Source organism: Sphingomonas sp. P3_C5, assembly GCF_056402635.1.
This window is the reverse complement of sequence record NZ_JBFUHA010000002.1, coordinates 218,599-237,113: the sequence shown is the minus strand read 5'-3', so window position 1 is coordinate 237,113 and position 18,515 is coordinate 218,599. Positions and strand designations below refer to the sequence as shown.

The 18,515-nt window shown below is 63.0% G+C and carries 22 protein-coding genes; 14 read left to right on the top strand and 8 right to left on the bottom strand.

Going from position 1 to position 18,515, the window contains the following annotated elements; translation table 11 throughout:
* Positions 1-224: 224 nt before the first annotated feature.
* The gene (gene yaaA, locus AC1DVS_RS07300; RefSeq protein WP_478022105.1) at positions 225-977 is read left to right on the top strand and encodes a peroxide stress protein YaaA; all 753 of its coding nucleotides are present in this window, start codon (positions 225-227) and stop codon (positions 975-977) included.
* 27 nt (positions 978-1,004) lie between these two features.
* Here yaaA and AC1DVS_RS07295 read toward each other — a convergent pair whose 3' ends face one another.
* Positions 1,005-3,233, bottom strand: a complete 2,229-nt coding sequence (locus AC1DVS_RS07295) for a hypothetical protein (RefSeq protein WP_478022103.1) — start codon at positions 3,231-3,233, stop codon at positions 1,005-1,007.
* Here AC1DVS_RS07295 and AC1DVS_RS07290 point away from each other — a divergent pair.
* From AC1DVS_RS07290 to AC1DVS_RS07265, 6 genes are all read left to right on the top strand, one after another.
* Positions 3,120-3,407 (top strand): hypothetical protein, encoded by a 288-nt coding sequence (locus tag AC1DVS_RS07290; RefSeq protein WP_478022116.1) that lies wholly within the window; start codon positions 3,120-3,122, stop codon positions 3,405-3,407. The genes AC1DVS_RS07295 and AC1DVS_RS07290 overlap by 114 nt on opposite strands.
* A 211-nt stretch (positions 3,408-3,618) precedes the next feature.
* Positions 3,619-4,317, top strand: coding sequence for an SDR family oxidoreductase (locus AC1DVS_RS07285; RefSeq protein ID WP_478021665.1), 699 nt, complete (start codon positions 3,619-3,621; stop codon positions 4,315-4,317).
* 104 nt (positions 4,318-4,421) lie between these two features.
* Positions 4,422-7,193, top strand: coding sequence for a DNA gyrase subunit A (gene gyrA / locus AC1DVS_RS07280; protein WP_478021663.1), 2,772 nt, complete (start codon positions 4,422-4,424; stop codon positions 7,191-7,193).
* Between the two features lie 218 nt (positions 7,194-7,411).
* A complete protein-coding gene (locus AC1DVS_RS07275; RefSeq protein WP_478021661.1) occupies positions 7,412-8,095 on the top strand; it encodes a PilZ domain-containing protein in 684 nt (227 codons plus the stop codon).
* Between the two features lie 165 nt (positions 8,096-8,260).
* Positions 8,261-8,440 carry a hypothetical protein gene (locus AC1DVS_RS07270; protein ID WP_478021659.1) on the top strand — a complete coding sequence of 60 codons (180 nt, stop codon included), beginning with the start codon at positions 8,261-8,263 and terminating at the stop codon, positions 8,438-8,440.
* A 99-nt stretch (positions 8,441-8,539) separates the two neighbouring features.
* Positions 8,540-8,887 (top strand): DUF952 domain-containing protein, encoded by a 348-nt coding sequence (locus AC1DVS_RS07265; RefSeq protein WP_478021657.1) that lies wholly within the window; start codon positions 8,540-8,542, stop codon positions 8,885-8,887.
* Positions 8,888-8,890: 3 nt separating this feature from the next.
* Here AC1DVS_RS07265 and AC1DVS_RS07260 read toward each other — a convergent pair whose 3' ends face one another.
* From AC1DVS_RS07260 to AC1DVS_RS07245, 4 genes are read right to left on the bottom strand one after another with little or no spacing between them, the layout of a single operon-like run.
* Positions 8,891-9,817 (bottom strand): alpha/beta hydrolase family protein, encoded by a 927-nt coding sequence (locus AC1DVS_RS07260; RefSeq protein WP_478021656.1) that lies wholly within the window; start codon positions 9,815-9,817, stop codon positions 8,891-8,893.
* 19 nt (positions 9,818-9,836) lie between these two features.
* Positions 9,837-10,265: a DUF488 domain-containing protein gene (locus tag AC1DVS_RS07255; RefSeq protein ID WP_478021654.1), complete on the bottom strand. Its 429-nt coding sequence runs from the start codon at positions 10,263-10,265 to the stop codon at positions 9,837-9,839.
* Entirely contained in the window at positions 10,240-10,905 is a 666-nt protein-coding gene (locus AC1DVS_RS07250; protein ID WP_478021653.1) for a lysoplasmalogenase family protein, read from the bottom strand. Before AC1DVS_RS07250 ends, AC1DVS_RS07255 begins: the two co-directional genes overlap by 26 nt.
* Before the next feature lie 45 nt (positions 10,906-10,950).
* Positions 10,951-11,337: a VOC family protein gene (locus AC1DVS_RS07245; RefSeq protein ID WP_478021652.1), complete on the bottom strand. Its 387-nt coding sequence runs from the start codon at positions 11,335-11,337 to the stop codon at positions 10,951-10,953.
* 103 nt (positions 11,338-11,440) lie between these two features.
* Between AC1DVS_RS07245 and AC1DVS_RS07240 the strand changes: the two genes are divergently transcribed.
* From AC1DVS_RS07240 to trmFO, 7 genes are all read left to right on the top strand, one after another.
* Positions 11,441-11,995 carry a GbsR/MarR family transcriptional regulator gene (locus AC1DVS_RS07240; protein WP_478022101.1) on the top strand — a complete coding sequence of 185 codons (555 nt, stop codon included), beginning with the start codon at positions 11,441-11,443 and terminating at the stop codon, positions 11,993-11,995.
* Positions 11,996-12,086: 91 nt separating this feature from the next.
* On the top strand, positions 12,087-12,467 hold the full coding sequence (locus tag AC1DVS_RS07235; RefSeq protein ID WP_478021650.1) for a hypothetical protein: 381 nt from the start codon (positions 12,087-12,089) through the stop codon (positions 12,465-12,467).
* A 22-nt stretch (positions 12,468-12,489) separates the two neighbouring features.
* Positions 12,490-12,942: a hypothetical protein gene (locus AC1DVS_RS07230; RefSeq protein ID WP_478021649.1), complete on the top strand. Its 453-nt coding sequence runs from the start codon at positions 12,490-12,492 to the stop codon at positions 12,940-12,942.
* Positions 12,939-13,430 (top strand): hypothetical protein, encoded by a 492-nt coding sequence (locus AC1DVS_RS07225; protein WP_478021647.1) that lies wholly within the window; start codon positions 12,939-12,941, stop codon positions 13,428-13,430. The genes AC1DVS_RS07230 and AC1DVS_RS07225 overlap by 4 nt, the downstream gene beginning before the upstream one ends.
* Before the next feature lie 148 nt (positions 13,431-13,578).
* Positions 13,579-13,986, top strand: a complete 408-nt coding sequence (locus AC1DVS_RS07220; RefSeq protein ID WP_478021646.1) for a hypothetical protein — start codon at positions 13,579-13,581, stop codon at positions 13,984-13,986.
* A gap of 4 nt (positions 13,987-13,990) precedes the next feature.
* Entirely contained in the window at positions 13,991-14,455 is a 465-nt protein-coding gene (locus AC1DVS_RS07215; RefSeq protein ID WP_478021645.1) for a hypothetical protein, read from the top strand.
* Between the two features lie 65 nt (positions 14,456-14,520).
* Positions 14,521-15,837 (top strand): methylenetetrahydrofolate--tRNA-(uracil(54)-C(5))-methyltransferase (FADH(2)-oxidizing) TrmFO, encoded by a 1,317-nt coding sequence (gene trmFO, locus AC1DVS_RS07210; RefSeq protein ID WP_478021644.1) that lies wholly within the window; start codon positions 14,521-14,523, stop codon positions 15,835-15,837.
* A gap of 44 nt (positions 15,838-15,881) precedes the next feature.
* Here trmFO and AC1DVS_RS07205 read toward each other — a convergent pair whose 3' ends face one another.
* From AC1DVS_RS07205 to AC1DVS_RS07195, 3 genes are all read right to left on the bottom strand, one after another.
* A complete protein-coding gene (locus tag AC1DVS_RS07205; RefSeq protein ID WP_478021642.1) occupies positions 15,882-16,886 on the bottom strand; it encodes a heme-binding protein in 1,005 nt (334 codons plus the stop codon).
* A gap of 355 nt (positions 16,887-17,241) precedes the next feature.
* On the bottom strand, positions 17,242-17,703 hold the full coding sequence (locus tag AC1DVS_RS07200; RefSeq protein WP_478021640.1) for an EF-hand domain-containing protein: 462 nt from the start codon (positions 17,701-17,703) through the stop codon (positions 17,242-17,244).
* A gap of 60 nt (positions 17,704-17,763) precedes the next feature.
* Positions 17,764-18,438, bottom strand: coding sequence for a squalene/phytoene synthase family protein (locus AC1DVS_RS07195; RefSeq protein ID WP_478021638.1), 675 nt, complete (start codon positions 18,436-18,438; stop codon positions 17,764-17,766).
* Positions 18,439-18,515 lie beyond the last annotated feature (77 nt).

Here is an 18,515-nt window from a genome sequence, read left to right as displayed (position 1 = left end):
TTGTCGGTACGAAAGCACGACTAACTGCTGGGCTGGATGCCATGCCGGTGCGCGCCACCCCCCGAAGGGTGTGACATAATTATCCAACAGAGAGGCTGGTTTCGGCGGCTACGCCCTTGCCAAATCGCGGTTTTGCCGCGCACCGGCTTCCGAATTATGTCACAATGTCCAACAAGCGGGCCGTCGCCTTTGACCGCGGCGAGCCTGCCCGCTACCCGGCAGCGGTGATCGCCCTCCTCTCCCCCGCCAAGACGCTCGACTATGAGCGGCCCCTTCCACCGCTCGACACGACCGCCCCGCGCTTCGCCGCCGAGGCGAGCGTGCTGGCCGCAGCCGCAGCGAACCTGACGCAGAAGCGGCTCGCCGAGCTGATGGACATTTCGCCCAAGTTGGCGAAGCTCAACACCGATCGCTTTCGCGGTTTCGAAGAGCAGCCCGAGCGGCCCGCGCTCTTTGCCTTTGCCGGCGATGTGTACACCGGCTTCGAAGCCCGCACCCTTGACGAACCCGGCATTGCCTTCGCCCAGGATCATGTCCGGCTGCTGTCAGGGCTGTACGGCCTGCTTCGCCCGCTCGATCTGATGCGCCCCTATCGCCTCGAAATGGGCACCCGCTGGGCACCCCGCCGCAAGAGCCTCTACGCCTGGTGGGGCGACCGGATCGCTGAGACAGTCCGGGGCGATGTCGCCGAAGAGGGATCGGGCGTGGTGCTGAACCTCGCCAGCCAGGAATATTTCCACGCCGTCGCCGACAGACTGACCGGCCTCCGCGTGATCGATGTGGACTTCCGCGAGCCCGGCCCCGACGGCCCCCGCTTCGTCAGCTTCCACGCCAAGAAAGCACGCGGCATGATGGCCCGCTGGCTGTGCGAACACCGTATCGACGAGGTTGAGGCAATGAAGGGCTTCGACAGCGCCGGATACGCCTTTGACCCGCACGCAAGCGAAGGCGACCGCTGGACCTTCTCGCGGGCATAGGCGCGCCGGCGTTGCCCGGCTTCGCCCTCAGATGATGAAGTCGCCCTGGCTGAATTCAGCATTGAAGACGCCCTGCACCACCAACGTATCGCCATGCCCCAGGTCGATCACTGTGGCGTGCTTATTCTGGAGCATGTGTGCCTGGACATCGGCAAAGCTCGTAAAGCCGAGGCCGGTCAGATCGATCTTGTCGATGCCTGTCTCAAAATCCCTGATCAGGTCCCTGCCCGTGCCGCTTTCGAACACGAAGATGTCCGCACCACTTCCCCCGAACAGCACGTCATTGCCGGTCTGGCCGTTGAGCACGTCGTTACCCGCACCGCTGTCGATCGAGTCGTTGCCCGCGCCGCCAAGGAGCCTGTCGTTGCCGTCTTCACCAAATAGGGAATCGGCGCCGTCGTTGCCGTAAATCAGGTCGGCACCGGCGCCGCCGGACAATTGATTCGAACCAATATTGCCGTTGATCAAATTGTCGAGCTCGTTGCCTACGCCAAAGGCGTCGCCTGCCTCGGTCATTAACGCAAGCGCTTCGATATTGGCACCGAGATAATAGCCGGGGCCCGTGCTTTGCACCGTGTCGTACCCCTGCCCCGCGCTTTCGATTACGACATCGGCCTGGCTGTCCACGGTGTAGGTGTCATTACCCCCGCCGCCCGAGAGCCTGTCCGTCCCGCTCCCGCCGTCAATATGATCATAGCCTGCACCGCCCACGATCACGTCGTCGCCGCCGCCGCCGTTCAGAAAGTTGCCCGCAAAGTCGCCGATAATAGTGTCTGCGCCAGCTCCGCCGTTGACGGTGTAGGACCGCCCGCCGCCCGACAAATCGATGCCGTTGCCTGCGTCGCTGAGGTTGACCGTGCGGCCGACAAAGCTGTCGTCATGCAGGGTGACAGTGCCTGCCGACGTGAGAGACAGCACGTCGCTCTTGATCGTAGTGAAGCGGTTGGCCTGCGCAACGGTCAGATGAAGATCGGTTCCCGCGATCCCTTCGATATCGGCACCGATGTTGAACGTCGACAGATCGATCGGGGTACCGAGAAACTGGACGAAATCAATTCCGGCGCCCCCGATGAACTGATCGCCCGCCGTCGTCTGCGCAGTAATGAAGAAAGTATCGCTCCCGCCCCCGCCATCGTACACGTCGTTGCCGGCCCCATCGTAAAAGGAGTCAGCGCCACTGCCGCCATACACATGATCATCGCCGCCTACGCTGCGATATATGGTGCCGTAATTGCCACCGATGATCGTATCTGCGCCGCTGCCGCCCTTGACCTGACCATAGGTCGCAGTTTTGGATAAGGTGACCTGATTTCCCGCGTCGCTGAGATACAAATTGCCGGCGAAGGACTTGCCAGTCAGGTCAAGTGCGCCCCCGTCGGCGATATAAACCTCGTGATTTGCGATCGTTGCGAAGCCGGCGATCTGCGCGCGTGTCCCCCGGACGTTTGCACCATCCAGGTTTTCGATGTCGCTATCGATGACCGCGGCGGAAATGTCAGTGATGCCGTTATTGTCCGGCAAATCGATGAACAGCGTATCGACGCCGGAACCGCCGATATAATGATCGCCGGCTGCGGAGACTTCCCCGTTTTGCACGTGCAGGATATCATTCCCGGCCCCGCCATCGATCAGATCCATCCCGCGGCCGCCGCTCAGATCATCGGCACCGCTGCCGCCATGAATGATGTCGTTGCCGGCACCGCCGATCACGAGATGGGCAGACGATCCTGCGCTCAAATCGAGCGAATTGCCGAAATCGCTGAGGGTGAAGACGGAGGCTGCGGAACTGGCGCCGAGCGTCACAGAACCCGCCGTCGTCAGCCGCACACCGTCCACGTCAATCCACTGGAAATGACTCAGTCGCTCGGTGGTGATCACGATAGTGACGAAACTGGCGTTCAGCCGCTCGAAATCATCGGCAATGTTCAGCTGGTCGAAGTCCATGCTGGCGGCAAAGTCCAACACCTGGAGTGTATCGATTCCAGTCCCGCCACTGACATGATCGAGTGCGGAGAATCCAGATTGGAGGTAGATAATCACCGTATCGTTGCCGGCTTCGCCGTTGAGCGTATCATTTCCCTCTTCGTCAACGAGCGTGTCGTTGCCATCGCCGCCGAACATCACATCATTGCCGATACCGCCTTGGAGAGTATCGTTGCCGCCATCGCCATAGAGCATATCGTCGCCGTCATCGCCTTCGATCAGGTCGTCGCCGTCACCGCCATGCAGCTCATCATTGCCACCGAACCCTTTGATGACATCGTTGCCGGGGGTGCCTGTATAGACGTCTGGACCCTCGGTCCCAGTGTAAGTCACCACGATCCTTCATCCCGAGCCATGTCACCAAGCCCTGGTTTGATCATCTATTCAAATGCTTATCAAGGCTTCTGTTTGGCGGGCAGCTGCCCGTCGGCATGCAGGTTGAAATAACGAAATCAGCCTGGCGGACGACGGCATTGGCGATTCCGAGCACGACGACGAAGTCTCCCTGCCCCAAAATCGATCGCCGTGATTCAGTCACGCTGGACCATATGCGCCTGGAAATCGCAGCACGGATCGCGCAGATGCGGCCAATGAAGGTCAGTCCAACGAGCCCCCCGCCCTGCCCATCGCGAACGCTGAAACGAGAAAGGTTCAAGAGGTGAGCGGCGCCGCTGTCATAATCGGCGCCAGCGGTGGGATCGGCGGCGCGCTGGAAGCCGCGCTGATCGACGAGGCTGCGTTCGATGTGGTGCACGGCTTTGCTCGCAGCCGATCCGACGCACAGCATATCGACATCACCGATGAGGCAAGCATAGCCGCCGCTGCGGCAATCGTCGCGCAGGGCCCGGCCCCCTCGCTCGTCATCGTCGCGACCGGGTTGCTCCACGCCGACGATAATGGCCCCGAGAAATCGCTGAAGGATTTCGACCCCGCCTGGCTCGCCCGAAACTTCGCGGTCAATGCCATCGGCCCGGCGATCGTCGCGAAGCATTTCCTCCCGCTGATGCCCCGCACCGGCAAGTCGGTATTCGCCGCCCTTTCCGCGCGGGTCGGCAGCATCTCGGACAACAAGCTCGGCGGCTGGTACGGCTATCGCGCATCCAAGGCGGCGCTCAACATGCTCGTCAGGACGCTGGCGATCGAGGACAAGCGCCGCAATGATCGCGGCATCGTCGTCGCGCTTCACCCCGGCACGGTTGACACCGCTCTGTCGCGGCCCTTCCAGGGCAATGTCCAGCCGGGCCGCCTGTTCGATACCGAGCGCGCGGCGCTGCAATTGCTCGATGTGATCGAGGAGCTCCGCCCACCCGACAGCGGCAAGATCTTCGATTTCGAGGGAATCGAGATTGCGCCCTGAGAGTCTCGATTACCGCCCTCGCGTACGCGCGCACGCGTGACAAATGCAGCCGGCCCCGCTAGAACCGTCATCCAACCGACATACAACTCCGAAAGCGTGAAAACTTGACCGACGAGACCATCCTCGCCGACCCTTCCGATATTTCCCCGATCTCGATCGTTGACGAGATGCGGTCGAGCTACCTCGATTACGCGATGAGCGTGATCGTCAGCCGTGCGCTGCCTGATGTGCGCGACGGACTGAAACCGGTGCATCGCCGCATCCTCTATGCCAGCCAGGAAGGCGGCTTCGTCCCCGGCCGGCCATATCGCAAATGCGCCAAGATCGTCGGCGACGTGATGGGCAATTACCATCCGCACGGCGACAGCTCGATCTATATGGCGCTCGCCCGCCTCGCCCAGGATTGGGCGATGCGCGTGATGCTGATGGACGGCCAGGGCAATTTCGGATCGATGGATCCCGACATGCCGGCTTCGATGCGGTACACCGAGGCGCGGCTGACCAAGGCGGCGATGGCCCTGCTCGAGGATATCGAGAAGGACACGGTCGATTTCGGGCCGAACTATGATGGCTCGCGCCAGGAGCCGCTGGTGTTGCCGGCGCGCTTCCCGAACATCCTCGTCAACGGCGCGGGCGGTATCGCCGTCGGCATGGCGACCAACATCCCCCCGCACAATCTCGGCGAAGTCGTCGATGCCTGCCTCGCCTATATCGAGAACGGTGGGATCACGATCGACGAGCTGATGGAGATCGTGCCGGGTCCGGATTTCCCGACCGGGGGCATCATCCTCGGCCGCACCGGCTGCAAGAACGCCTATCATGAGGGCCGCGGCTCGATCATGGTGCGCTCGCGCCACGTCGTCGAGGAAGCGCGGGGCGACAAGCGCTCGATCGTGCTGACCGAAATCCCCTATCAGACCGGCAAGAACGCGCTTGTCGAGAAGATCGCCGAAGCTGCCAAGGACAAGCGCATCGAAGGCGTCGCGGATATCCGCGATGAATCGAACCGCCACGGCGTGCGCATCGTCATCGACCTGAAGCGCGACGCCACTCCGGAAGTCGTTCTCAACCAGCTCTGGCGGCACACGCCGGCGCAATCGAGCTTCCCCGCCAACATGCTCGCGATCCGCGGCGGCCGGCCCGAGACGCTCAACCTGCGCGACATCATCGAGGCCTTCGTCAAGTTCCGCGAAGAGGTCATCACAAGACGCTCGAAGTTCGAGCTCGCCAAGGCCCGAGAGCGCGCGCACATCTTGCTCGGCCTCGTCGTCGCGACGACCAATCTCGACGAGATGGTGAAGATCATCCGCGGTTCGTCGAGCCCGCCGGTCGCCCGCGCCGCCCTGATGGCGCGCGAATGGCCGATCGCCGAGATCGCGCCCTACATCAAGCTTGTCGAAGCGGTCGAAAAGGAGATCGAGGGCGATAGCTATCGCCTCTCCGATATCCAGGTTCGCGCGATCCTGGATCTGCGCCTGCACCGCCTCACCGCGCTCGGCCGCGACGAGATCGGCGACGAGCTCAAGACGCTCGCCGAATCGATCACCGAATTGCTCGCGATCCTGGCTGACCGGGTGAAGCTTTATGCGGTGATGAAGGACGAGCTCGCCGCCGTCCGCCTCGCCTTCGCCACTCCGCGCAAGACCGAGATCGCCGCTGCCGCTGACGGCATCGACGACGAGGACCTGATCGAGCGCGAGGACATGGTCGTGACGGTGACCATGCAGGGCTATATCAAGCGCACCACGCTCGACACCTTCCGCGCCCAGCGCCGCGGCGGCAAGGGCCGCGCCGGCATGGCGACCAAGGACGAGGATATCGTCACCGAGCTGTTCGTCACCTCGACGCACACGCCCGTTCTCTTCTTCTCGACCGCGGGCAAGGTCTACCGCATGAAGGTCTGGCGCCTGCCCGAGGGCGGCGCCGCTACCCGTGGCCGGCCGATGGTCAACCTGCTGCCATTGGCGGAAGGTGAGACGATCTCGACCGTGCTCGCTTTGCCTGAGGACGAGGCCGAATGGGGTGCGCTCCACGTAATGTTCGCGACCGCTCGTGGCACGGTCCGCCGCAACTCGATGGACGCGTTCACCAACGTGCCGTCGAACGGCAAGATCGCGATGCGCTTCGATGACGAGAGCGATGACCGGCTGATCGGCGTCGCGCTGCTCAGCGAGCATGACGACGTGCTGCTCGCCACCCGCCAGGGCAAGGCGATCCGCTTCGCCGGCGATGACGTCCGCGAATTCCAGAGCCGCACCTCGACCGGCGTGCGCGGCATGACGCTCAAGGACGGCGACGAAGTCATGTCGCTGTCGATCCTCCACCGTGTCGGCACCAGCCAGGAAGAGCGCGAGGATTATCTCCGCTTCGCCCCCTGGAAGCCGGAGAAGGAAGGCGAGCCGAGCATGGAGCAGGCGCGCTTCGAGGAGCTGATGGCGCGCGAGCAGTTCATCCTGACGGTCTGCTCGAACGGCTATGGCAAGCTGTCGAGCGCCTATGAATATCGCCGCACCAATCGCGGTGGCCAGGGCATCACCAATATCGACAATATCAAGCGCAACGGCCCGGTGGTCGCGAGCTTCCCTGCGTCGAAGGGCCATCAGCTGATGCTGGTGACCGATCAGGCCAAGCTGATCCGCATGTCGCTCGGCGATCTGCGCGTGATCGGCCGTGGCTCAGCCGGCGTGAAGCTGTTCGACGTCGCCGACAACGAGCATGTCGTCTCCGCCGCCCGAATCGAGGAATCGGAAGAAGAGGCCGAGGTCGATCTGGCCGACGGTCCGCAGGCCACCGAGCCGACGCCCGATGGCGACACCGGTGAGGATCTGGCGGCTGGTCCGGAGGGTGGCGAGGTTCAGGATCCGGGCGAAGGCTGATCGTCAGCCTCGCTCGTTCAACCGAGGTCTGTGCCGCTGCGCATTTGCGCCCGGCGGCGATTTATTTGACGTCGCCGACCGAGGATTCCCGCCATTTTTAGCGTTTGAGTAATCAATTTAGATGATTAGCAATGCTATTAACTACCTGTTGATTCCGGGGCGATCGGCACGACCGACAATTCAGATGACAGGCTGGTTGCCAGTTGCAGGGGCACCATGTGGTCGAACAGTTTGAAAAAGGCGAATTAACCGCCGTCTCGCTATCGGACGACGCCCCCTCGTCCGACCGGCGTACGCAGGCGCGCCACGTCACGGTGCTGCGGGTGGCCAAGCTTATCACGCCGCATGGCGAGGAATTGTGCCTCGTCCGCGATATTTCCACCGGCGGGCTCATGGCTCATATCTATTCCGAGCTGAAGGTCGGAGACGCGGTGACGGCCGAATTCAAATCGGGGCACGTTGCGCCTGGCACTATATCCTGGCGCCGTGAAGGGACCGCTGGAATCAGCTTCGACGCCCCGGTGGACGCGGAGAAAATTCTGTCCGGCGACGATGTCGCGTCAAACAACTATCAGGCGCGATCGCCGCGCCTCGGCATCAAGCTGCGAGCGCGTGTCCGGGTCGGCGGTTTCTACCGCGCCGCCACCCTGTGCGACATCTCGCAGGGCGGCGCGAAGATACAGCCCCCCGATCTCGGTGAAGTGGGGCAACCGGTCGTCCTCGCAGTCACAGGCCTGCCCGCGATCGCCGGCGTGGTCCGCTGGCGCGATGCCGACCATGCCGGCATTCAGTTTGACATCGCTTTCCCGTTCAAGCTGCTGGCCGAGTGGGCGGCAAGCGTGCAGCATCGTGCCGGCCCCGGCGAGTCTCCGATCTCGATCACTGATCTCGGCCTGCCGTGATCGGGCGCTGATCCGCCGAGCTGAGGCGCAGCGGACGTGTCGTTTTGGTCGATGACTCGTCGCAGCATAGTTTACCAAAACATTGAAAAGGATTGGAACCAACCGGGCCTCGCTGTGTTTGATCGGCGAGCGGAGGGCTTTCAGGGCTATATTGGGGCGGAAAAAATGCGGAACCCGACTGACCGGGCTTATTACGAACGCCGTGCCGCGGAGGAGCGCCAGCGCGCGCGCGCTGCCAGGAATCATTGTGCCGCGAACATGCACCGCGACCTTGCGCTGGAATATGAGCGCCGGGCCGAAGCGCTTTCCCGGAACGAACAACCCGAGACAGTCGCCGCCGAATAAGGCGGCGGCCGCAATGGCGCCCGACTGAGCCATAGAGCGCCTTGAACCTGGGTGCTCCAGCATGGCATGGCCGATGCACGGCATTCGGGACGATCAACCATGGCAGCGACCATCGCATACAAGATTCTGACCGGAGCCGAGATGGCGGTTCTGGAACGCGACGGCAGCTTTCCCGGAGCGCCGATCGATATCGCCGACGGCTATATTCACCTCTCCACTGACGAGCAGCTCGACGAGACGGCGGCGAAGCACTTCGCAGGCCAGACCGACCTCCATATCGCCGCAGTCGATCTCGAGGCGCAGGGCGATTGTCTGCGCTGGGAAGCCTCACGCGGCGGCGCGCTGTTCCCACATATCTACGGCCCGCTGCTGCTCGAGACAGTGATCGCCTATGGGCCGATCGAATATGACGATGATGGCAGGATCAGACTGCCGGTAGCGGGCTGACGATCAGCGCCCGGCGGCGTTCAGAGAGGCCTGATCGAAGCTGATGCTTGCGCTTCCGGCTCCATCGGCGACGATCTTTTTCGCGATCAACGCCGTCAAAGGGGCAAGGATACTGAAATGGTCCCTGCCCTCGACCGCAAAGAACTGGATCTTCGGGTTGCGGTTGGTCTTCCGCATTGCCTCCAGCTCATCGATATTGCCGCGCCCGGTTCCCTCGAACACGAAAACCGGGCTCCGCACTGAATTCAGCCAATAGCCCGGCGAGCGCAGCTTCATCTCGAGATCGTTGTTCAGATCGGAAAAGAGGAAGTCGCCACCATAGTTGCGCACGTCCGAGACCGGCCCGAACGCGAAGACGTCGCGGAAGCGGGAACTCAGCTCGGCAGTCAACAACACCATCGTGCCGCCGGTGCTGTGTCCGGCCAGGTAGATGCGGTCCGGATCGACATAATCCAGCTTGGCGAGATAGTCGGCCGCCGCGAGGATATCATCGATCTCTCCATAGAAACCCTCGCGCACCCCGGGATTGTCATCGCCGCCGCGCAATGCGGGATATAAAGTGACGATCCCAGCCTCGCGAAAGGCCGATGCCGTCTGGTCGTTGGCAGGATCCGCCGGATGCCAGAAATCATCGATCGTGTTGCTGTCGCCGCCCGATATCCAGATGATCGCCGGGAGCCGTCCAGCTGTCTTGGGCGCAGGCGTGAGATAGGCGACGTTGGAACCGAGCGGCCCGGGATAGTGGATTCGCTGGAGCACATCTTTCGGCGGTAGCGGGGCCTCTCGCCCGTCCTGAGTGCGTTGCGCCAGCACCGTCACATGGCCTTTGCGCGCCTCAGCCAGAGTCGGACCAGCCTGCCCCGCGCTTCCTGTCTGTCCGCAGGCCGCCAGCATTGTGGCGAGCACCATCGTCAACGTCGGATTTCTCACGCTTATCCCCCGGTAAAAGTCAGGCGTACAGATCGATCACATCCCCCTGGCCCACCGCCTTCAATAGCAAGCTCCGATGGCAGAGGCACGGATCACGTTCGAAGCAGAGCAGCGCGCTCGGTTTCTCGGCAGCCAGATCGAGCATCTGCGCCGCCTGCGCCTGGGCCTCCGGCAATTCGAGTTGCCCGGCATAGACGGCCTCGAGAGTCGCCCGATCGCCCTTCTTCGCTGCGTCGCGGCCCGGTTTGGGCGTACCGAGCGCTTTCAGATGAACATAGCCAATCCCGACCTCGGCCAGCGACGCGGCAAGCGTTGATTTGGAGAAACCGGGCCGACGCGACAATGGCAGCGCGCGGACGTCGATCACCCGCTCGACTCCCGCCGCGGTGAGTGCGGCAAGGAAATCGGCCATCGTCGCGCCTTCATAACCGATGGTGAAGATCTTCATTGCGTTTCCTCGCCTCAAGCGTGCGGACCACCCCATAGGCGATTAGTGCCTGACCCGCGAAATAGAGCGGCCATATCGTCAGGCCCGGCAGGGCGGAGCCCTTCAGCGGCCCGAGACTGGCGAAGATCAACAGATCGGACGCGACGAACATCAACGCCCCAACCGCGACGATCTTCCTTGGAAAACGGCTATACCATGCGGCACCCGCCATCCCGCCCAGCCCGGCGGCATAGAATGTCGCGGTAACATCATGCGTGATGGCAAAGGCCGCAACGGGAACCGCCACCGCGATTGCGATCGCCACCGCCCCGCCATCACGCCGGCGATTTAACAGATAGAGGAGGATCGCAACGAGATGCCCCGCCAGGAAGGCGGCCGCGCCGATGACGATGCCGGAGGTCTCGAGCAGCACATCGCCCAGCATACCAAGCGCAAACACCGCCGTGATCAACCAGCCGTTGCGCTCGCGCGCGGCGAGGCCGGCGAAGAGCGTCAGCAATCCCACGCCCGCGCCCTTCCAGACAATGAAGAGCGGGCCTGACACGCCCGTATGGCTTGCCGCCCAAAAGGTCATGCCCACAACGACCGACGCGACGAAGAGCCGGAAATGCTGGAATGGCGGCAATCTGGTCTCGGTCATGATGACGGTATCGCGCCCGACGAAAGATCGCGCAATCCACCCGCATCAGCCGGGCTTGTGACAGACCGCTTCGACGTTGATTCCGTCGGGATCATGCACGAACGCAGCATAATAGGTCGGATGATAGTGCGGCCTGATGCCCGGCGCGCCATTGTCCTTGCCGCCCGCCGCCATCGCGGCCTCGTAGAAGCGATCGACCTGCGCGCGCGAATCCGCGCGAAACGCGACATGCGTGCCCTCGCCCGGCTGTTCATTGTCGGCGAACACGAAGAACGGCTCGCTGTCTCCCATCATCACTGCGGTGCCGCCGCTTTCGGTCTCGGCTCCGTCGATCACCTGCAAAACGGTGATGCCGAGCGGCGCCAACGCGGCCTCGTAAAAGGCGCGGGACCTGGCGAGGTCCGTCACCGCCAGGCCGATATGATCGAGCATGTTGCACTCCTCTCCCGATATGGTGGCGCTACAACGCGTGAACGACCCCATTGACGCAGCGCGCCATATCTCCTATTTCTGTTTTTACAGAAACGAGAAACATATGACTTTGATGGATCATCCCGACGTTAAGGCTTTCATCCTCCATTGGGGCGAGATGGGGACGCAATGGGGCGTCAACCGCTCAGTCGCGCAGGTCCATGCGCTGCTTTATCTTTCCGACCGGCCGATCGACGCCGAGGCGATCGTCGAGGCGCTCGGCCTCGCCCGCTCGAACGTTTCGACTGCGCTGAAGGAGCTGCAGGGTTACGGCATCGTCCGCAGAGTCCATGTCGAGGGCGACCGGCGCGATCATTTCGTGGCGGAAACCGATCTGTGGGAGATGCTGATGCGCATCACCGCAGAGCGCAAGCGCCGTGAGATCGACCCGACCCTCGCACTTCTCGCCGAGCTTTCGGAGCGGTTGAAGAACGACACGGCCGCTCCCGCGCATGTCCGCGAGCGGGTGACGCGGATGCACGAGTTCATTGCGACGCTCGGCGGCTGGTATGATCAGGTCCGCACCCTGCCCAAGCCTACCCTCGTCACGCTGATGAAGCTCGGCGCCAAGGTCGCGCGGTTCATTCCCGGGGCGAAGCCCAAGACCGACCAGAGCTGAGAAATGAGGCTTGATGCCGCTACCCCACCTGCCTGCGCATGTTCATCGATTTCTCTAATTCCAGTAATTTCAGGTACAAAAGGATACGAACATGGTTGAGACCGCCTATATCCTCTACCTCGCGATCGCCCTGGCGATCACGATCTGGGTCGCGCGAACCTTGTCGACGAACGGCGTGGTGTTCCTGATCCAATGCTTCGGCCAGAACGAGACGCTGGCACGCTCCACCAATCACCTGCTCGTGGTTGGCTTCTACCTCGTCAATATCGGCTTCATCACCCTGACGCTCAGCCTCGGCAACGAGCCGACCACGATCACCGGCGCAATCCGTTTCCTCAGCGGCAAGGTGGGGCTCGCAGTGATCGTGCTCGGGGCGATGCACTTCTTCAACATGGGCGCGATCGCGCAGTTCGGCCGCAAGGTGAATGGCTGGCTTGACGATCGCGGTCTGCGGACTGGCGTGGCCGCATAAAATGGCGCGAGAGGAGCGGGCCATGGCACGGACGACCATTCGCTTCGGTGGTGTCGTGGCAGCGACGCTGGCGGCCGGCCCGCTCTTCGTCCTGGGTGCGGCGATCAGCGTGCTGATCGGCAATCCCGCAGCCGCAATACCGATCGATATCGACGTCGGTGGGGCCAGCATCGGCATGATGGTGGTGGGGTTACCCGTCTCACTCATCGCGGTGTCGGTCTTCGGCAGCATTATCGCCTTTCCGCCCAACGCGGTCGGCGCGGCGGCGATGACCTGGCTGAGTGACCGCAACGCCGGCGCGCGGCTTCCGGTCTTCTGGGCGCTGGCCGGTGCCACCGCCTTTGCGGCTCCGATCGCTGCATTGAATGTCGATTGGGCTGAAACATCGCCCGATAACCTCGTGCCGTTCGTCTTCACCGGTGCCTGTTGTGCATTGATCTGCCGGCGGCGGCTCGCAAGGGAGCGTTTTGCATGAACGCGGAAATGGCGGTGCCGGTGTTCTCCGGCCTTCTCATCATGATGTGGATGGTGGCGTGGCCACGCGTGTCGCGGAGCCGCATCTGGCTTGTCAGCGTCGCCATGGCAACGGTGCTGGCGGGACCGCTCTGCGCATTCTGCGGCTCCACGCTCACTGTGTTGAGCGAGCCATTCCCAAGCCGTCCATTGTCCATTGATGGCGTTTCGTTACTTATGATTGCCGCGGTGGCGATGGTGATGCGTGTGATCATCTCGCTGCCGATCAATCTGGCCGGCGCTGCGGCAATGACGTGGCTGGGCAAACGCTTCACACCGGCCCGCCACCCGGCCGCGTGGGCGCTCAGCGGTGGCATGGTGATGGCCATATCCATAGTGTTCATCGACGTCTCGACGCCCGTACCGACGTCGATGGTGCTGATCATCACCGGCACCTGTTGCGCGCTGACGTGTCGACGCCATGTTTCGTTTGAGCCATCGCCTCAATGATCCTGCTGCGGCGATTGTGCAGCGCCGGCGCAGGGCCGGTGCGGCTTTGATGGAATTCCGGTGCAGGACGCCCGGCACTATCGGCAGGGCTGGACTCGCATGTTAGCCGACTGGCATGCGCCGCTTCTCTTCTCCGATCATTGGCAGGATGATCGCTTCGCTCGTGGCCGGGCCGCTCTTCCTGCTGTTTTTCCTTTTCGCCAGGATCGTGGTGGCACCGCCGCCGCCGTCAAGCACGCCGGCGTCGGTGTTCTGGATTGCGACAGCGCTTACCGTCGCTGCGGCGCCGCTGGGCTTCATCGTCTCGATAGTGCCGATCTCCCTGAGCGCATTGGTGATGACCCGGATGGGCCGATACGAACCCGAAATCCGGGCGCCTTTCCTCTGGGCTGCGACGGGTGGCGCGCTCGCCATCGCGATCGCCGTGGCGGTCAGCATGGGCTTATTCCGCGAGGAAACGCCCGATGTCCCTCTCGCGATGGCAGCGATGGTGCCGGGCGTCGTCTGCGCGCTGATCTGCCGCCGCACTGCGGTGTGGCCGGACGATGAGGAGTAAAACGATGGAGCGGCTTTCATATCTCGAGGGAGAATCCCGTTCGCGCATGCGGCTCGACAGCAATCCGCTGAAGGGTAGCATGGCGGCGTCGCTGGCAGCCGGGCCGATTTTCAGTCTCCTGTCGTGCCTCGACTTCACCGCCCAGGATTTGCGTCACGGCCATCTTTCCTGGAGCGAAGTGTTTTATATCTGGTACAATTTCCCATACCTGCCCTGCTGGCTCGCCTGCTTCATACTGACGATCATTCCCAATACGATCGGCAGCATCACGCTCGGAATGCTCGGCACCATCCTGCCCGAGGTGAGGCTTTGGCCGGTCTGGCCGATCGCCGGAGGCGGTCTCGCCCTGCTCGCCCTGTTCCTGCTGGATGGTCGGACGGCGCCGCACGACGATTATCTTCTGAGCGTGCTGATGGGCGCAGCTTGTGCTGGGACTTGCCGGCTGTTCACGCACTGGCAGCCGATTTGACGGTTCACAGCGCGCGCCGGCAAGGCGCCCTTGCCGAAGCTCGCACAGCCGCTATCTGCCCATCCATGACTCATGACATCCACATCATCGGCGGCGGGCTCGCCGGTTCCGAGGCCGCGTGGCAGCTTGCCGAGGCTGGTTTCCGCGTGAAGCTCTCTGAGATGCGCGGCTCGGGCGAAATGACACCGGCGCACCAGACCGACGGGCTTGCCGAACTCGTATGCTCGAACAGCTTCCGATCGGATGACGCGACCAGCAATGCGGTCGGGCTGCTCCACGCCGAGATGCGCGCGCTCGGCTCGCTGATCCTGCGGGAGGGCGATGTCCACAAGGTGCCGGCGGGATCGGCGCTTGCGGTCGATCGGGACGGATTTTCCGCTGGGGTCACCGCCGCGCTGACGGCGCATCCCAACATCACGATCGTACGTGAACGGGTCGATGCTCTGCCGGACGAGGGCCTGGCGATCATCGCAACGGGGCCGCTTACCGCCGCCGGCCTCGCGTCGAGCATCGGCTCTGCGACAGGCGCTGAGGCGCTCGCTTTTTTTGACGCGATCGCGCCGATCGTCCATTTCGAGTCGATCGATATGGATGTCGCCTGGTTCCAGTCGCGCTGGAACAAGGGCGAGGGCAAGGACTATATCAACTGCGCGCTCGACAAGGAGCAGTATCTCGCCTTCCACGCCGGGCTGATCGCGGGCGAGAAGACCGAGTTCAAGGAATGGGAGAAGGACACGCCCTATTTCGAGGGCTGCATGCCGATCGAAGTCGCGGCCGAGCGTGGGCTCGATACGCTGCGCTTCGGGCCGATGAAGCCGGTCGGGCTCGACGATCCGCGGACCGGGCGCTGGCCGCACGCCGTCGTCCAGCTCCGCCAGGACAATGCCCAGGGCACGCTGTGGAACATCGTCGGTTTCCAGACCAAGCTGAAACATGCCGAGCAGGTCCGGCTGTTCCGGACCATCCCGGGGCTGGAGAATGCCGAGTTCGCAAGGCTTGGCGGCCTGCACCGCAACACCTTCATCCGATCGCCCGAATTGCTCGACACGACGCTCAGGTTGAAGAGCCGGCCCAATATCCGCTTTGCCGGGCAGATCACCGGCTGTGAGGGCTATGTCGAGAGCGCTGCGGTCGGATTGCTCGCCGGCCGGTTCGCCGCGGCTGAACTGGCGGGCACCGTGCTCGCCCCGCCACCGGTCGAGACAGCACTGGGCGCGCTGCTGCATCACATCACCGGCGCCGCAGTGGCCGAGACCTATCAGCCGATGAACGTCAATTTCGGCCTGATGCCGCCGATCCCCGGCCGCACCAAGAAGGCGGACCGGAAGAAGATGTACACTGACCGCGCCCGGACTGCGCTCGAGGCCTGGATGGCGGCCTGATGGCGCCCCTCGCCCTCCCACGAGGGCAAGGGGCGACACGTCTGTCAATCGATTTTGATTAGAGCTTCCTGCGCCTTTTGCAGGATATTGAGCGGAATATGCGGATCGATCCACTGAATCGGAACCGAGATCGCCGCCTTCTTGCGCAGTGTACCGACCGTGATGTGGGGCCAGGACAGGCCGTTGAAATCGAGCATCACAGTCTGGCTATATTGCAGCTGCAGAAAATTGGGCGTGCCCTTCACTGTCTCGATCCAGAAGGTCGAGAAAACCGTGGTGGAGTTGGCATTGGGCCCTCCGGCGCCGCCTTTCAGGAAGGCGGTGTTGGCGGTGCCGCCGCCAGTCAGTGGCGCGACGGCGTGGGTCGTCACGTCCAGTTTCGTGGTGCTCAGGATCGTTTGGCCAGCGATCGCGGCCGCCAACACCGAATTGGGGTTGTCTACCATTGCCTGCGTGATCCCGACGATATCCGCCGGCGGTGAGCGGAACGGGGTCGGCAGGCCGAGATTGGCCTCGGGAAAGTTGAACGGCGCACCCGGATTGCCGATCGGGAAAGGCTTGATGTTGGTGACGGGGATCACCGGCGGTCCGGCCTTGGTCGACGATTTGCCCTGCGCCAGGATCACTGTGCCGTGGGGGATGGAGCCCATGCGCACGACGGTCGGATCCTCGGCGGGGTTCGTCGTTTTGGGCACCACCGCCCAGATGCCGGGCTCGATATGCAGGCCGGCGCCGACATTCTTGTCCTTGATCTGCTGCAGATAGGTGAGGCCGAACATGTTGATATCGGCCTGAAGGAACCCGCGATTGGGAATTGGGCCGCTGATGGCGGTGAACTCAAGCGTTTCCTGGGTCAGGTTCAGTTCGAGGAAGCGATCCTGCCCGGGTTGATGGAATGGCCGCCATATCGTGTTGAAGCCCGAGCCGGTCCAGGTCCCCGGCAGCGATGCGAGAGGGCCGAGCGGGTTGAGGATAGTCGGAAAGGGCAGATGCACGGGGTTGAGGATTTCCGGCAATGGCCGGAAGGAGAAATCAGGCTTCAGATCCACGATGTCGTACCTTTCATGAATCGCCGCGCAAGGCCGATGACTTTGCGCGCGATGGTTCGGCGCCAGCCGCTGAAAGCGACCGACTCTGCCAATAAGGTGCGACCTGAGGTTTAGCGTCCCGTCGGGTAGCGGGGCTTCGCCAACAATAAGAACAGCTTTGGGCCGGGTCAAATCAGTCCGAACATTCCAAACGCCTGATAAACAGGCCCATTCGCAATATTGCGCGGATATGGCTGCAATTTACTACAAATCAAAAATGTTTAATAAAACCCGAGATGTCGTTTATTTACGATATCGCGCCCAATCCCTTAACTAAGGCTGGCAATTTCAGCTCATTCAGGAAAATGATCACCGCCTAACTGTCATCATCATGCGATGCGGGGGCAGCCGGCGGGCACCCGATCCGCACCTTGCGCTTGACTGCGGTGGTCGCGAATTCAGCTGTGCTCATTGCACCCGATTTGTCCTTGTCGGCATCGGCGAACTTGGTCTCTGCCTTCACCGCCCATTCGTCGAACGACAGCACACCATCATGGTTCACGTCGAGCTTCGCATAGGCCTTGCGGCGCTGGGCGAGGAACTCCTCTCGCGTCACATTGCCATTGCGATCCTTGTCGTAGCGATCGAAGCGCTTCTGCTCGCGGGTGCGGTCGCTCGCGGCCGGCACGGTGTCAGGCAAAGGCGCCGCCTGCGCCGCCGGGCCAGCTGCCGCACGTGCCGCAATCAGCGACGGCGCGCTTGCGCGACCCTTGAAAACGATGATCCCCGCCACGACCAAAAGCAAAGCCGCAAGCCCGCCCGCAATATAACGCCACATCCCGCATCCCCTTCCGTGTCGAAGGGCTGACGCTAACGCCTTTTGCCGACGCTACAAAATCTATCGTCCCCAGAGTCGATGCAACAACAGCCGCCCGACACGGCGCGGAGCCCCGATCGGCAAGGGGTGGTCGAGCGATATGGCGAGGTTCATTCGCGCGATATGCGCCAGCGCACCGAGCGGCCGGGCGGCGCGGCTCCAACGCGTACGCCCTGCCTGAGCCAGCGGAGCGGCCGCGAGGCGGAGCGCGCGCTCAGCGGTCGAGCGGTCACTCAGATGCCGCCCGAGATCGGCGAGCGCCCAGCCCTTGCCGGCCAGCTCCACCGGATCCGTGTGACGGGCGCCGAGCACTTCGCCGGCCATGGCAAAAAGGGCGCCGCCCCGCGCCTCGGCATGCCGGCCGAGCGCGGCATCATTCAGCGTGTCGGCGTCGAGAAGCTCCTCCCAACCGTCGATCATTCCGGCAAGACGGGCGCCCGTAGTGCCCTGCGGCACGACATCGCGCACCAGCGCCTGCAGGACCGGCTCAGCCGGTGGCGCAGCGCTGTCGAGCCGGGTCAGCGCCTCATGCCACCAGGTGAGCCGCATCTGGCCGACAATCGGCTCGCGGGTGGTCCGCAGGATATTGGCGAGCGCCGCATCGAGCGCGAATAACGCCGCCAACCCGGCGCGGGACCTGGCGTGGGCATAGGAGAAGGCAAGTTCCCGCTCCGGATCTTCGCCCTGCTCGGCCACCTCATCACACTTTCGAAAGGTCAAAAGATAAACATTTCTTAACAACTCTCATGCGAAAACGACCTGTGGCATGGGGG

Excerpts from the sequence above, each read along its gene's own strand:
- AC1DVS_RS07270 (WP_478021659.1), top strand. The coding sequence starts at position 8,261 with ATGCGGAACCCGACTGACCGGGCTTATTACGAACGCCGTGCCGCGGAG.
- AC1DVS_RS07265 (WP_478021657.1), top strand. The coding sequence starts at position 8,540 with ATGGCAGCGACCATCGCATACAAGATTCTGACCGGAGCCGAGATGGCG.
- AC1DVS_RS07255 (WP_478021654.1), bottom strand. The coding sequence starts at position 10,265 with ATGAAGATCTTCACCATCGGTTATGAAGGCGCGACGATGGCCGATTTC.
- AC1DVS_RS07250 (WP_478021653.1), bottom strand. The coding sequence starts at position 10,905 with ATGACCGAGACCAGATTGCCGCCATTCCAGCATTTCCGGCTCTTCGTC.
- AC1DVS_RS07245 (WP_478021652.1), bottom strand. The coding sequence starts at position 11,337 with ATGCTCGATCATATCGGCCTGGCGGTGACGGACCTCGCCAGGTCCCGC.
- AC1DVS_RS07240 (WP_478022101.1), top strand. The coding sequence starts at position 11,441 with ATGACTTTGATGGATCATCCCGACGTTAAGGCTTTCATCCTCCATTGG.
- AC1DVS_RS07235 (WP_478021650.1), top strand. The coding sequence starts at position 12,087 with ATGGTTGAGACCGCCTATATCCTCTACCTCGCGATCGCCCTGGCGATC.
- AC1DVS_RS07230 (WP_478021649.1), top strand. The coding sequence starts at position 12,490 with ATGGCACGGACGACCATTCGCTTCGGTGGTGTCGTGGCAGCGACGCTG.
- AC1DVS_RS07225 (WP_478021647.1), top strand. The coding sequence starts at position 12,939 with ATGAACGCGGAAATGGCGGTGCCGGTGTTCTCCGGCCTTCTCATCATG.
- AC1DVS_RS07220 (WP_478021646.1), top strand. The coding sequence starts at position 13,579 with ATGATCGCTTCGCTCGTGGCCGGGCCGCTCTTCCTGCTGTTTTTCCTT.
- AC1DVS_RS07215 (WP_478021645.1), top strand. The coding sequence starts at position 13,991 with ATGGAGCGGCTTTCATATCTCGAGGGAGAATCCCGTTCGCGCATGCGG.
- trmFO (WP_478021644.1), top strand. The coding sequence starts at position 14,521 with ATGACTCATGACATCCACATCATCGGCGGCGGGCTCGCCGGTTCCGAG.
- AC1DVS_RS07200 (WP_478021640.1), bottom strand. The coding sequence starts at position 17,703 with ATGTGGCGTTATATTGCGGGCGGGCTTGCGGCTTTGCTTTTGGTCGTG.